This window comes from Adlercreutzia sp. St.1H8 (assembly GCF_059728655.1).
Map to the genome: position 1 here is coordinate 1,728,458 of NZ_AP039376.1, position 12,910 is coordinate 1,741,367.

Sequence of the window (12,910 nt, forward strand, 5' to 3'; positions counted from 1 at the left end):
CCAAAAACGACGACCTGACGACAAAGCGCGGGTGCTCTTCGCTCCTTGCTTCCGCAAAACTCCAGGTCGCGCGTTTTCGCTCTCGCGGATTTCGCGACTCTCCCTTCCAATACCGGGAAATACTGTCGTCAGGTCGTCTTTTTTGGCCACATTGCGCGTGATTTCGCGCTGCCGCCCTGTGGTTCCACAGCGTCTGCCGGAGCTCAGCCCACCCATCCGCTAACCGAAGCGGATGAGGCGCGCTATATCGCTCATATCGCGTTCGTAGCCCAGAACCCGCGCGCGCAGCCGACCCTGTCGCTCCTGGTAGTCAGAACAGCGCACCCTCGAGCGCACCCTCAGCACCCTTCTGAGCACCCTAGCCAGGCACTGGAAGCTCGCGGGATGATAGAGCTGATCGCGGGTGACGCTCACCACCGTAACCCCCATGGCCTGCAAGGCCGCGCGACGACGCGCGTCGGCGGCGATGCGCTCGGCGCCCGTATGAGAGAGCTCTCCGTCGTACTCGACGGCGACGCATCGGTCAGGCCAATACAGGTCGCAGCGGTAGTGCCCCTTTTCCGCCACCCCGCGCCAGCGCCGGCCAGGATCGAGCCGATAGTTATGCACGGGCCGGGGAATGCCCAGGCCGCCGCGGCTTATGGGGAGCCCGACGATGAGCGCAAGCGCCGTCTCCATGGGAGACTCCGACCCCTCCCCGACAAAGGGCAGCACCCTGCGCAGGCGCTTTGCCCCCAAGACACCCGCGTTTCTCTCGACGCAGCGTTCGAGCGCGCGAACGCTGGTGAGAGGCGGCCGAGCCGCAAAGCCCCCTGGACAGCCCCGATCGATGCGATAGCCGCCGCAAAGCTCGTGGCAGAGCAGGAGCAGATCCAGCTCGTCAACCCATCGCGCCATCTCGAGCAGAAACAACTCGGGGCCGAGCGCGAGCGCATCCGCACCCACCGAGACCAGCTGTGCAATCGGCAGCGGTGCCGACCAGCGATGAAACGCGACGCGCGGGGTAGAGCGAGGTCGCACGCCCTCGAGGTCGAGAACGCGGAGCGTGTCGTCAGCAGGAAGGCCCAGAACGTCGGCGCGGTCGCACACCCTTTGCGCCGTGAGCAGATCGCCATCAGGGCGAAGAAGGGCCCGCGCCGAGGCCCGCGGGACATCGAATCGACCCGAGCGAAGGATAAACGTAGCCGTATGTTTACAGAAGACGATTTTCACGGAGGGATTATAGCGACAGCTGGCGTCAAGGGAAGTCCGCTGGCGGAAGTTGCCCGAAAAAACTCAGGGCACCCCACCGCGCAGAGCCTGAACGCAAAGTGGCCAAAAATGACGACCTGACGACGTAATTCCCCGATCTCGGGTGGCAAGACGAGGAAAGTCATCAGGGTGGAATTTCCTGACCTGGGGTTTTACGGAAGCGAGAAGCACCGATCGCCTATCAGCTGTCGTCAGGTCGTCATTTTTGGCCACTTTGCGCGTAATCTCATGCAGGCGGCGGTAGTCCGGTAGCGGCGAGTGGGGCGCCGCCGCCCCCCTGGCGAGCGCGGCGGCCCCGCCGGCTGACGTACGCGGCACCGGCTCCGACCGCTGCCGTCCCCGCCCGCCGCCGCGGCGCCCGCCGGCCAGACACCGTCTCCGCTCACCTCCCGCCCCCCCCCACAAACACGAGGAGCCCCTCCGAGAGGGGCTCCTCGCATCGAGACGCTCGTCGCTAGAGCGTCGCCACGCCGTCGGACTGGGCGGTGCGGGTGAGGGCCGTCAGGTGCGGGCGGGCGTCCTCGGGGACAAGCGCGAGGCACGCGGCCACCAGCTTGTCGGGGCGCAGCGATCCGGTGGGCTTGGCCTCCAGGGCGAACTCCACCGTGCGGCCGCCGTCGGCCAGGCGCATCTCCCCTACCAGGTAGTCGGCCACCGAAAGCTGCTTCTCCTTCTTCTTGCGCACCACGGTGACCGCCTCGGGCACGGGCCACTCCCCCACCGGCGAGCTGAGATCGGCGCGGTAGGCGCTCAGCGGGAACGCCACCGACGCAGCCGGCGCGGCGTGCTCCACGTAGACGCACTCAAGCACCATGAGGTCGTCGGGGCTCGCGGCCCGCAGGGCCTCGAGGCACTTCGCCGGCGCCACATAGCGCGTGAGGAACAGGTCGTAGAACTCGCGCTCGCCGCCGACGCCCACGGGCAGCGCCGCGCCGAAGGCGATGCGCATATGCGGGGAGAAGCCCTGGCTCACGGCGTAGGGCAGCCCCGCGCGGCGCACGGCGCGCTCGAGCGCGCGGGCCACCTCGAGATGCGACAGCAGCGCCAGACGCCCGGCCTTGCGAAACACCACCCTCAGGCGGAACAGGCTCGGATCAGCCACGGACCTCACCCCCTTCCGGCGCCCCGGCACGGGGCGCGTCGCAGGCCTCCGGCGCCGGCGCCACCGCGGCGCCCGCAGCCGCAGCGCCCGCAGTCGGCGCCTCCGCAGCCGCCCCGACCTTCGCAGCGCCCGCAGCACTCGCCCCGGCGCCTACACCCGCACCCGGCGCCAGCGCCACCGCAGCGCCCGCAGCACTCGTCCCGGCGCCCGCGACGCCCGCAGCAGACGCCTCCACGCTCGCCCCGCCCCCCGCGCGCTCGGCGGCCGTCTGCGCCACCCGGGGCGTGGCCAGCTCGTTGTCCACCCCCAACGTCGGGCACGCGCCGCAGCCCGTGCAGGGCCCGAAGGTGCAGTCGGGCGTCGTCTCGCCCGCCTCCGCGCGCCTCCGCTCGCGTGCCAGGAAGCGCGTCGACACGCCGGCCGAGATGTGCGCCCACGGCATGACGTAGCCGGGCTCACGCTGGGCCTGGGCCACGTCCTCGGGCACGATCCCCACCTCATCGGCCGCCGCCCGCCAGGCGGCCTCGTCGAAGTGCTCCGTCCAGGCGTCGAAGCGGGCGCCGCGGCGCCAGGCCGCCTCCACCCAGTCCGCCGCCTCGCGGCCGCCGCGGCTCATGACCGCCTCCACGAAGCTCGTCTTGGGGTCGTGGTAGTGCACGTCCACGGCCTTGTACTTCACCGAGCGCTTGAGCAGTCCCACGCGACGCAGCACCTCATCGGGGCTGATCTGCCCGTCCCACTGGAACGGCGTCTGGGCCTTGGGCACGAACACCGCCACCGACACGCTCATGCGCACGCTGCCGCGCTGCTCGGGCGGCACGGCGGCCTTCGCGCGGTCGTAGGCGCGCTGCGCGAGGCTCGCGATGCCCTTGATGTCGTCATCGGTCTCGGTAGGCAGGCCGATCATGAAGTAGAGCTTGCAGCGGCGCCAGCCGGCGGCGAAGGCCGCGTCGATGGCGCCGAACAGGTCATCCTCGGTCACGTTCTTGTTGATGACGTCGCGCAGCCGCTGGGTGCCGGCCTCGGGCGCGAAGGTGAGCCCGCCCTTCTTCTGGCCGGCCACGAGTCCCGCCATCTCCACGCCGAAGGAGTCCAGGCGCTGGGAGGGCACCGAGACGCGGATGCCGCGTCCGTCGCAGGCGGCGTTCACCCGCCGCAGGATCTCGGCGATCTGCGAGTGGTCGGTCGAGGAAAGCGAGGTCAGGCTCACCTCGTCGTAGCCCGTCTCGGCCAGGCCGCGCTCCACGGCGGCCACGATGTTGTCGGCCGAGCGCTCGCGCACAGGCCGGTACATCATGCCGGCCTGACAGAAGCGGCAGCCGCGGGCGCAGCCGCGCAGCACCTCCACGTTCAGCCGGTCATGCACCACCTCGGTGTAGGGCACCACCGTGGGCTCCCAGGCATCGCTTTCCGCGAAGCCCTCGAACACGCGCTTCTCCACCAGCGCAGGCACCTCGGGCTCAAGCGGCTCGGCCCAGCTGCCGGCCTCCTGCGCCTCGGCCTCGGAGCGCCAGCGGTAGAGCGAGGGCACGTAGGTGCCGGGGATGGCGGCCAGCGCGCGCAGGATGGCGGCACGCGAGGCGCCGGCGGCACGCAGCTCGCGAATGCGCGCAAGCGCCTCAGGCGTGGCCTCCTCGCCCTCGCCGATGGTGATGGCGTCGAAGAACGGCGCGTACGGCTCGGGGTTGAAGGCACACGGCCCGCCGCCGAGCACGATCGGATCGTCCTCGGCGCGGTCGGCCGCGCGCAGCGGGATGCCGGCCAGGTCGAGCACCTCGAGCACGTTGGTGGCCGCCAGCTCGTGGGGCAGCGTGATGCCCACCACGTCGAACTCGGCCACGGGCGCACAGCCCTCGAGGGAGAACAGCGGCAGCCCCTCGGCGCGCATGAGGTCGATGAGGTCGGCGGCGGGCAGGAAGGCGCGCTCGGCGGCAAGCCCGTCAGCCGCGTTCACCGCGTTCACGAGGATGCGCACGGCCTGGTTGGCCTGGCCCAGCTCATAGGTGTCGGGGTAGACCATGCAGAAGGACAGCGCCGCCTCCTCCTTGCGCGCGGCGCCCCACTCATGATCGAGGTAGCGCGCGGGGCGCTCGACGCGGGAGAGCAGCGGCGCGAGCCGTGGCCACAAATCGGTCGTGGGCACGCCCATGCCTAGCCCCTTCCGCGCGCGGCGCGCACGAGGCGCACGGCCCCGCGCTTAGCCGAGTCGATCACCTTCGCGCCCGCCGGCGTGGAAGCCGCCTTGGCCGCCGCGCCCATGGCCTCGTCTCGGGCCTTCTGCACCACGTTGGCCATGCCCACGATGTCGCCGCCGGCCTCGAAGTACTCGATGGCGGCACGGCCCATGGCCTGGGTTCCGGCGAAGCCCACAGCTGCCTTCACCGCCCAGCCAAGCCCGGGGATGAGGCCCGCGAACTGGCGCGCGACGTTGCGGAAGAGAAACGCGCCGCCCACCACGGCGGCCAGCTCCTTCACGCGCTCGACGCCCAGCGGCTGGCCGTAGGCCGCCGCTATCTGGAGGAGCATCTTGGCCTGGTTGAGGGTCATCACCGGCAGGTCGGCGCCGGGGATGAACACCACCGCGCCGATGCCGGCGTTCTGCAGGGCCGTGGCGTTCACCGCGTCCGTCGACAGCGGCCGGCGCACGAAGGGAAACGCCAGCGCGAAGGCCAGCTTCTTCTCGGAGCAGGCCGCGATGATCCAGCGGCCCATGCGCACGTCGAGCGAGGCACGCGCGGCGTCATCGAGAGCGAGGGGCTCGCGCGCGGCATCGGCCAGCTCGGGCGCGAGCGTGCCGTCGGCCGCCGGCGCCGGCGTGTCGGGCGCGGCCACGTCCCCGGCGGGGATGGGCGCGCCGGCAGCCTCGGCGCGGGCGCGCACGGCGTGCGGGCTCACGGTGGCCACCATCGCCGGCGTGCCGGCCGCGCGCACTGCGGCGGCCTGGGCGCCTACCACCGGGTCGTCCCCCGCCACGATGACGGCCATGTCATCGCGGCCAGAAGGCTCCACGACCCCGCGGTCCAGGTACTCGATGGTCACCCGCGTGCGCGCGCCGGCGCTCGCGAAGAGCGCGCGCACGTGCCCGGCCAGATCCCCCGGGGCGGTCTCGTCCACGTAGACGCTCACCGACAGCGGCGTGGCGGCCGCGGCGCCGGTGTCAGTCGCCGCCTTCAAGACGGCTGAGATGTCAATGGGTAGCTGCATAGGCGCCCTTCCTTCCTAACGCGTTGTGATGGGTGCAGACGGAGGCGATGAGCCCGAGCATGGCGAAGTTGACCACCATGAACGACGACCCGTAGCTCACGAACGGCAGCGGGATGCCCGTGATGGGCATGAGCCCGCAGGTCATCCCGATGTTCTCGAGGATCTGGAACAGCCACATACCCACCACGGCGCACACGATGAGCATGCCGAACAAGTCGTCGGCCGCGCGCGCGATGCGCAGCGCCACCACGATGAGCGCGACGTAGAGGGCCAGAAGCGCCATGACCCCCACGAATCCCAGCTCCTCGGCCAGGACGCAGAAGATGAAGTCGGTGGGAGCCTCGGGCAGGTAGCCGTAGGCGGCCTGGGTGCCGTTCAGGAGCCCCTTGCCGAACAGGCCGCCCGAGCCGATGGCGATCATGGCCTGGGCCAGGTTGTAGCCATCCCCCGATGTGTCGCCGCCCGGGTCGAGGAACACGAGCAGACGGCTGCGCTGGTAGTTCTTGAGCAGGCGGTACTCGTAGACGCCCGGCGACTTCTCGTACTTGAGGAACTCGTCGACGACGAACACCGCCGCGATGGCCAGGATGCCGGCTATGAGCGTGATGATGAGGTAGCGTGGCTTCGCGCCGCCCATGACGAGCGTCACGGCCGAGATGAACAGGTACACGAGCCCCGTGCCCAGGTCTGGCTGGGTCATGATGCAGAGGAACGGGATGAGCAGCAGCCCGAGCACCTTGCAGTACTCGCGCGCATCGTCGAGCATGCCGCCGTAGCGGGCCACGAGGCTCGCGGCGAACAGCACCACGGTCACCTTGGCGAACTCACCGGGCTGCACCTGCATGCCTATCTTGATCCATGACTGGGCGCCCTTGGCCTCCACGCCGATCACCGGCAGGTGCGGCGAGAGGATGAGCACCACGTTGATGACGAGGAACACCATGGTCATGTTCGCCAGGCGCCGGTAGTCGAAGCGCCACAGCACCGCCATGGCCACGAGTCCCGCCCCCACGCCGGCCAGCTGCCGCGTGAAGCTGAAGTCGGCGTTGGTGGACGTGGCCGACCAGCACACCACGAGCCCATAGCCCACGAGCAGCACCGCCACCACGATAAACGGGATGAGGGGGCCCTCCACCCCCGGGCCCAGGCGCGAAGGACGCGAGGCGCGGGGCGCGACCGGGGCGCTGCGCACGGAGTTGATCTGGGGAAGCTCTGCCACGGCGCCCTCCTAGTCCGTTCGTCCGGCGCTCGTGCCGTGGTACTCGACCGACTTGCCCGTCGACCCCGCCACGCGCTGGGGAGCCTCGAGCTCGGCGCCGGCGTCGGCCGCCATGGCCGCGCCGAGGAGCTTGGCCGCCACGGGCGCCGCCACCTCCGAGCCGCCGCCGCCCTGGTCGATGATGACCGTCACCACGTACTTCGGATCGTCATAGGGGGCGTAGGCCACGAACCACGCGTGGTCGGCCGCGCCGCTGTTCTCGCCGGTTCCTGACTTGCCGGCCGCCTGGACGCCCGCCTCGGCGAACATCGCGGCCACCTTGTTGTTCTCGGCGATGACGCCACGCAGGGCGTCGCGCACGTAGGCCAGGTGCGACGCGTTGGCGTCCACCTCGCTCACCACCTCGGGCTCGTAGGTGACCACCACCTCGTCGGCGGCGTTGCGCACCTCCTTGAGCAGGTGCGGGCGCATGATGCGGCCCGTCGCCACGCCGCCGTAGGCGACGGCTATCTCAAGCGGCGTCACGAGCACGTAGCCCTGGCCGATGATCATGTTGGTGTAGTCGCCGCCGCGCCACGGCGCCTCGGAGGGAACGTTGCGCCAACGCTCAGCCTTCCACGCCGGGGTGGGGATGGTGCCGGCGGCCTCGTTGGCCAAGTCGATGCCGGTGGCCTTGTCCAGGTTGAAGCGCGCCAGGTAGTCCTGGAGCGCCGTCTCGGACACCTGGCCGGTGCCGGCCGGCCCGTGGTCGAAGAACGCCTTGGCTATCTCGTAGAACACCACGTCGCACGAGTTCACGATGCCGCCGCGCAGGTCGAGCCCGCCGTGGCCCGAATGGTTCCAGCACATCTGCACGTCGCCCGATCCGAAGCCGTCCCACTTGCCCTCGCACACCCAGCCCGACGTGGGCGAGGCGAAGCCGTACTCGAGGCCCGCGAGCGACGTGAACGCCTTGTAGGTGGACGCCGCCGGGTACTGGCCGCTGATGACGCGGTTGTTGAGCGGGGCATGGGACTCCTCGCTCGTGTAGAGGTCCCAGATCTCCTGGGGGATGCCGCCGGTGAAGTTGGCCGGATCGAAGGTGGGGTAGCTCGAGAGCGCCAGGACGGCGCCGTCGCGCACGTCCATCACCACGGCCGCCGCGGCCACGCCGCGCCCGCGCCCGATGACGCCGTCGGGCGCCACGAGGTCGGCGAGCGTCTTGTCGGCGACGTACTGGACGCGGGCGTCGATGGTCAGGCGCACGTCAGAGCCCTTGACGGCCTGCGTCTCGCTCACCACCTCGAGCGCGTTGCCGGCGGCGTCGGCCAGCACGCGGCGCTGCCCGTGGTCGCCGGAGATGACGCCGTCATAGTAGGCCTCCACGCCGCTCTTCCCCACCGTGTCGGTGGCCTTGATCTCACGGCCCTCCACCTTCGCCTTGAGCTCCTCCTCGGATGGCGGGCCGGTGTAGCCCAGCACATGGGCCGCGAGCGCGCCGTAGGGGTACTCGCGCACCGTGCGCGTCTCCACCGACACGCCGGGGAAGGCGTCGGAGTGCTCGGCGATGAAGGCCACGTCGCGCAGGCGCACGTCATCGGCCACCACGCGCTGGCTCTGCGCGCCGCCCGAGGAGTCCTGGATGCGCTGGCGCACCACGTTGGCCGGCACGCCGAGCACCGCCGAGAGGCGGCGCACCACGTCGCGGTCGTCCGCCACGTCGGCGTCGGCGAGCACCGTCTGGCTCGCGCGGTTCTTCACGAGCGGCGTGCCCTGGACGTCGCAGATCAGGCCGCGGGGCGCGGGGGTGGACACGGTGGAGTAGAGGTTCTTCTCCGCGTCACGCGAGTAGTCCGACGACGAGAGCACCTGGAGGCTCCAGAGCTTGGCCGAGAGCGACCCGAACACGGCCGCAGCCAGCACGCCAAGGGCCACGAAGCGCCCGCGCAGGGCCTCGGAGGGCTTCTTCACCGCCGTCTGGCCGCGGGTGACGCGCACCTCGCCGTTCTTGGCGGAGAGGGCCTCTGAGGAGCTGTCGAACGGCGAGCTGCCCACGCCCACGGTGTCGAGCTGCTGGAAGTCCTTGCGCGGGGCGGCCTTGGCGCCGCGCCGGTTGCGCACGATGATGACCGCCGCGATGACGGCCACCGCTATGAGGCCCGCGGCGATGGCCGCGATGATGGCTGCGATCAAGACCGCACCTCCTTAGCGCAGTTGAGACGACCCCGGGTGCTGCAGAGGCTGCCCGACCAGGAATCGCGCGGCGAGCGGGTAGACGACGAGCCCCACGACCGCGTCGTAGAGCGCGCAGGGCAGCGCGCGGTAGACGAGCGCGTCTACGAGCGAGCCGCCCGTGCCGAGGGCCAGCGTCAGCGCGCCGTAGAGCACCTGGGTCAGGAGCAGCGACGCGACGAGGATGGCCAGGGGCATGAACAGCGTGTCATTGTTGAGCGCCCCCATAGTCCGGGAAGCGACAACTGTTACCAAGACGAGCAGAAAGGCCAGGGAGCCCACCGCGCCGCCGCCCACCAGATCGTAGGCCATGCCCATCACGAAGGGCAGCACCGGGCCGGCGGACTGGGGCCGGGCCACGGCCGCCGCCAGGCAGTACACGGCGATGAAGTTGGGCTGGGCAGGGCCGATGGCCAGCACCGGCGCCAGCATCACCTGGAGCGCCAGGGCGATGAGGGCGCCAACAACGAGGGCGATGCGCTCGCGTCCGTCGGTCATGGGATCACGCACCCCCTTCCGCGTCGCCCGCCGCGGCCGGGGAGTCGGCCTTGAACACGACCATGACCTCCTCGAGCGCGCGAATGGACTCGCCCGGAGCCACGACGATGCGGCGGGTGGCGTCGCCGGCCGCGCCGTCCACGCGGGCGACCGTGCCGATGAGCAGGCCGCGGACGTAGCTGCCGCCCAGGCCGCTCGTGAGCACCACATCCCCCACGGACACCGTCACGTCGGCGCCGATGTTCTCCAGGTAGAGCAGGCCGTCGAGCGAGCCGCGGACGATGCCCTCGGCACGGCTCGACTGGATGAGGGCCGCCGCCCCCGAGGCCGGATCGGACAGCAGGCGCACCGTGGACGAGCCCGGCGACACGGCCACGACCTGGCCCGCCACGCCCGAGGGGCCCATGACGGTCATGCCCGTCTCCACGCCTTCGTCGGCGCCGGCGTCGATGGTGATGGTCTGGTTCCAGGCGTCGGTCGAGCGCCCGATCACGCGCGCGCCCACGCCCTCCAGGTCGTAGGCGTCCTTCAGATTGAGCAGCGCCTGGAGCCGCTGAGCCTCAAGGCGGTACTCCTCGCCCTGGGCCACGGCGCGGCGCAGCTGGTCGTTCTGCTCGCGCAGCGCGGTGAGGGTGGACTCGTCGGCGCCGGCGTCCTCCGCCGCGTCGGCGGCCCCGTCGAGGGCGGCATCGGCCGCGGCGCCCGCGGAGCGCGCCGGCGCCACCGCGCCGGCGACGACGGCCTGGACGCGATGGAGCGGCCCGTCGGCGCCCTCGCGGGCATAGACGGTCATGCTCGCGAGCGAGATGACGAGGAGAACGGCGAAGAGCACCCGCCGAAGGAGCGCCGAGCCTTGGTTTTGGAAGTTGAGGGCCATCGAGTGGGGCGGCCTACTTGGAGCGCATGAGCGTCTGGCGCAGGGCGGTGGGCGTCTCGAGCACCTTCAGGCAGCCGGACACCACGTTGGTGAGCGCCGTCTCCGACACCCATACGGGGATCTCCAGCTCGTTGGTGAGGTAGCGGTCGAGCCCGTGGAGCAGGCCGCCGCCGCCCGTCAGCAGGATGCCGTTCTGGATGATGTCCGACGCGAGGTCGGGGTTGGTCTTCTTGAACGTCTCCTTGATGTGGAGGACCATCTCCTCGATGGGGGCCTGGAGCGCCGCGCGGACGTCCTCGGACTGGATGGTGACCTCCTTGGGCTGCTCGGTGATCATGTCCTGGCCCGAGATGATCATGTCGCGCTCGCGCCCGTCCTCGAAGGGCAGGATGGAGCCGATCTTGATCTTGATGACCTCGGCCGTGCGCTCGCCGATCTTGATGCCCAGAAGGTCGCGCAGGTGCACCGCGATGGCCTCGTCCAGCCGGTTGCCTGCCAGGCGCAGGCTGGAGGAGGTGACGATGCCGCCGAGCGAGATGACGGCCACCTCGGTGGTGCCGCCGCCGATGTCCACCACCATGGATCCGGTGGGCTCGGTCACGGGCAGGTCGGCGCCCATGGCCGCGGCCATGGGCTCCTCGATGAGGTAGGCCTGGCGCGCGCCGGCCTGGATGGCGGCCTCGAACACGGCGCGCTTCTCCACCGAGGTGGCGCCGCAGGGAATGCAGATGACGATGCGGGGCTTGGGCTGCCAGGGGTACTTGCGCTCAGAGGCCTTGTTGATGAAGGCCGACAGCATCGCCTCGGTCACGTCGTAGTCGGCGATGACGCCGTCTTTGAGCGGATGCTCCGCCGAGAAGGCCTCCGGCGTGTGGTTGATCATGTTCTTCGCCTCGTGGCCGACGGCCAGGACGCGATGGGTGGACTTCTCTATGGCGACGACCGAGGGCTCGTTGATGACGATGCCCTCGCCCGTGATGGCGACCAGCGTGTTTGCCGTTCCCAAGTCGATGGCCATGTCGGCGGACATCTGGCCGGTCAACCCCGAGAACATGTCTAGAAAGGACATACTTAGCTTTCCCCTTGGGTCAGGTTTCGGGCGTGCGAATTCATAATCGGTTCAGTTAGATTCGGATTCTACCATAGGGGCCCCGTACCCCCGCCGAAATCCACACGGCGCACACCGCCCCACCAGGCCACAGGCGCCCCGCGCGCCCATCGGCCGCAGGCGCCGGGGCGCCGCGCGGGCGCCTGCGGCTAGTGGACGCTGCAGGACAGGCAGGGGTCGTAGGCGCGGACGAGCTTCTCCACCTCCAGGCGGATGGCGGCCTCCGAGCGGCCCTCCCCCACCAGCTTCTCGGCCAGAAGGCGCATGTCGGCCTCGAGGTTGGCCACGTTCTGGGCCGTGGGCGTGAGGATGTTGGCGCGGACGACGCGGCCCTCCCCGTCGATGGCCAGGCGGTGGAACAGCGCGCCGCGCGGCGCCTCGGTGAACCCGACGCCCTCACCCGCGCGCACCTCGAAGGCCGCCGGCTCGCTCGACCCCTCGAAGTCATCGTCGGCCAGGCGGCGGCAGAGCGCCGCGCACCGGTCGAGCACGTCCACCAGCTCCACGGCCTGGGCCAGGTTGTTCATGAGCGGGTTGAGCTCGGGCGGGCGCAGCCCCGCCTTCGCGGCGGCGTAGCGGGCCCGCTGGCTGAGCGCGTCCCACGAGGCGTTCACGCGGGCGAGGGCCGCGGTCATATACGGGCTGCCCGTGCGGCGGGCACGCGCGAGGAAGGCGGCCGAGTGTCCCACCGGGTACTCTTCCACCTCCTCTTCCACCTGGGCGCAGTTGAAGTCGTAGCCGGCGCGCACGAAGCGGGCCGTGTCCGAGTCGCACACCGGGTAGCGACCCGGCGCCACCATGGCGAGCATGTCGCCCGCCGTCTCGATGGCAGGCACCTCGAACCCGTCGAAGAGATCCACCGCCTCCACGGCGAAGTCGGCCATCGCGTCCATCTTGTCCGCCAGCGCGCGGTACTCCGCCGGCGCGATCTCGCTGGTGAAGCCGCCCACCACCGCGGTGATGGGGTGCACCGAGCGCCCGCCCACGGCGGTGCAGAGCTCGTTGCCGAGCGCCTTCATCCCAAGCGCCTTGTCGAAGAGCACCGGGTTCTCGTCGGCCAGGGGGAACACGCTGCGATGCCCGAGGAAGTCGGGCGCGCTGAACACGAACAGGTGCGTGGCGTGGTTCTGGAGGAACGAGCCGTACACGAGCAGCTCGCGCAGGGCGGCCGTGCGGTCGGTCACGCGCACGTCGAGGGCCGCCTCGATGGCGCGCAGGTCGGTCACCACGTGCGATGACGAGCAGATGCCGCAGATACGGGAGGCCACGTAGGGCACCTCGTCGAAGGGGCGCCCCACCACCATCGACTCGAACAGGCGGGCGGGCTCCACCACCTCCATCTGACAGGTAAGCACCTGGCCGTCCTCGATGACCAGGCGCACGTTGCCGTGGCCCTCGATGCGGGCGATGTGGTCGATGCTGATAGCGGTGCGTGCCATG

At 70.6% G+C, this 12,910-nt stretch carries 10 protein-coding genes; all 10 read right to left on the bottom strand.

The window, feature by feature from the left end:
* Positions 1 to 219: 219 nt before the first annotated feature.
* Positions 220 to 678 (bottom strand): hypothetical protein, encoded by a 459-nt coding sequence (locus AC6I0Y_RS06700; RefSeq protein WP_497730297.1) that lies wholly within the window; start codon positions 676 to 678, stop codon positions 220 to 222.
* Positions 679 to 1,705: 1,027 nt separating this feature from the next.
* Positions 1,706 to 2,353 carry a TIGR03936 family radical SAM-associated protein gene (locus AC6I0Y_RS06705; protein WP_497730298.1) on the bottom strand — a complete coding sequence of 216 codons (648 nt, stop codon included), beginning with the start codon at positions 2,351 to 2,353 and terminating at the stop codon, positions 1,706 to 1,708.
* A complete protein-coding gene (locus AC6I0Y_RS06710; protein ID WP_497730299.1) occupies positions 2,346 to 4,502 on the bottom strand; it encodes a TIGR03960 family B12-binding radical SAM protein in 2,157 nt (718 codons plus the stop codon). The genes AC6I0Y_RS06705 and AC6I0Y_RS06710 overlap by 8 nt, the downstream gene beginning before the upstream one ends.
* A gap of 2 nt (positions 4,503 to 4,504) precedes the next feature.
* Positions 4,505 to 5,557: a YcjF family protein gene (locus tag AC6I0Y_RS06715; protein WP_497730301.1), complete on the bottom strand. Its 1,053-nt coding sequence runs from the start codon at positions 5,555 to 5,557 to the stop codon at positions 4,505 to 4,507.
* The gene (rodA, locus tag AC6I0Y_RS06720) at positions 5,541 to 6,776 is read right to left on the bottom strand and encodes a rod shape-determining protein RodA (protein ID WP_497730302.1); all 1,236 of its coding nucleotides are present in this window, start codon (positions 6,774 to 6,776) and stop codon (positions 5,541 to 5,543) included. Before rodA ends, AC6I0Y_RS06715 begins: the two co-directional genes overlap by 17 nt.
* Positions 6,777 to 6,785: 9 nt before the next feature.
* Positions 6,786 to 8,948: a penicillin-binding protein 2 gene (gene mrdA / locus AC6I0Y_RS06725; RefSeq protein ID WP_497730304.1), complete on the bottom strand. Its 2,163-nt coding sequence runs from the start codon at positions 8,946 to 8,948 to the stop codon at positions 6,786 to 6,788.
* A 12-nt stretch (positions 8,949 to 8,960) separates the two neighbouring features.
* Entirely contained in the window at positions 8,961 to 9,485 is a 525-nt protein-coding gene (gene mreD, locus AC6I0Y_RS06730) for a rod shape-determining protein MreD (protein WP_497730305.1), read from the bottom strand.
* 4 nt (positions 9,486 to 9,489) lie between these two features.
* Positions 9,490 to 10,362: a rod shape-determining protein MreC gene (gene mreC / locus AC6I0Y_RS06735; RefSeq protein ID WP_497730307.1), complete on the bottom strand. Its 873-nt coding sequence runs from the start codon at positions 10,360 to 10,362 to the stop codon at positions 9,490 to 9,492.
* Between the two features lie 13 nt (positions 10,363 to 10,375).
* Positions 10,376 to 11,431 carry a rod shape-determining protein gene (locus AC6I0Y_RS06740; RefSeq protein WP_160709828.1) on the bottom strand — a complete coding sequence of 352 codons (1,056 nt, stop codon included), beginning with the start codon at positions 11,429 to 11,431 and terminating at the stop codon, positions 10,376 to 10,378.
* A gap of 188 nt (positions 11,432 to 11,619) precedes the next feature.
* Positions 11,620 to 12,909: a Ni/Fe hydrogenase subunit alpha gene (locus tag AC6I0Y_RS06745; protein ID WP_497730309.1), complete on the bottom strand. Its 1,290-nt coding sequence runs from the start codon at positions 12,907 to 12,909 to the stop codon at positions 11,620 to 11,622.
* Between the last annotated feature and the right edge of the window lies 1 nt (position 12,910).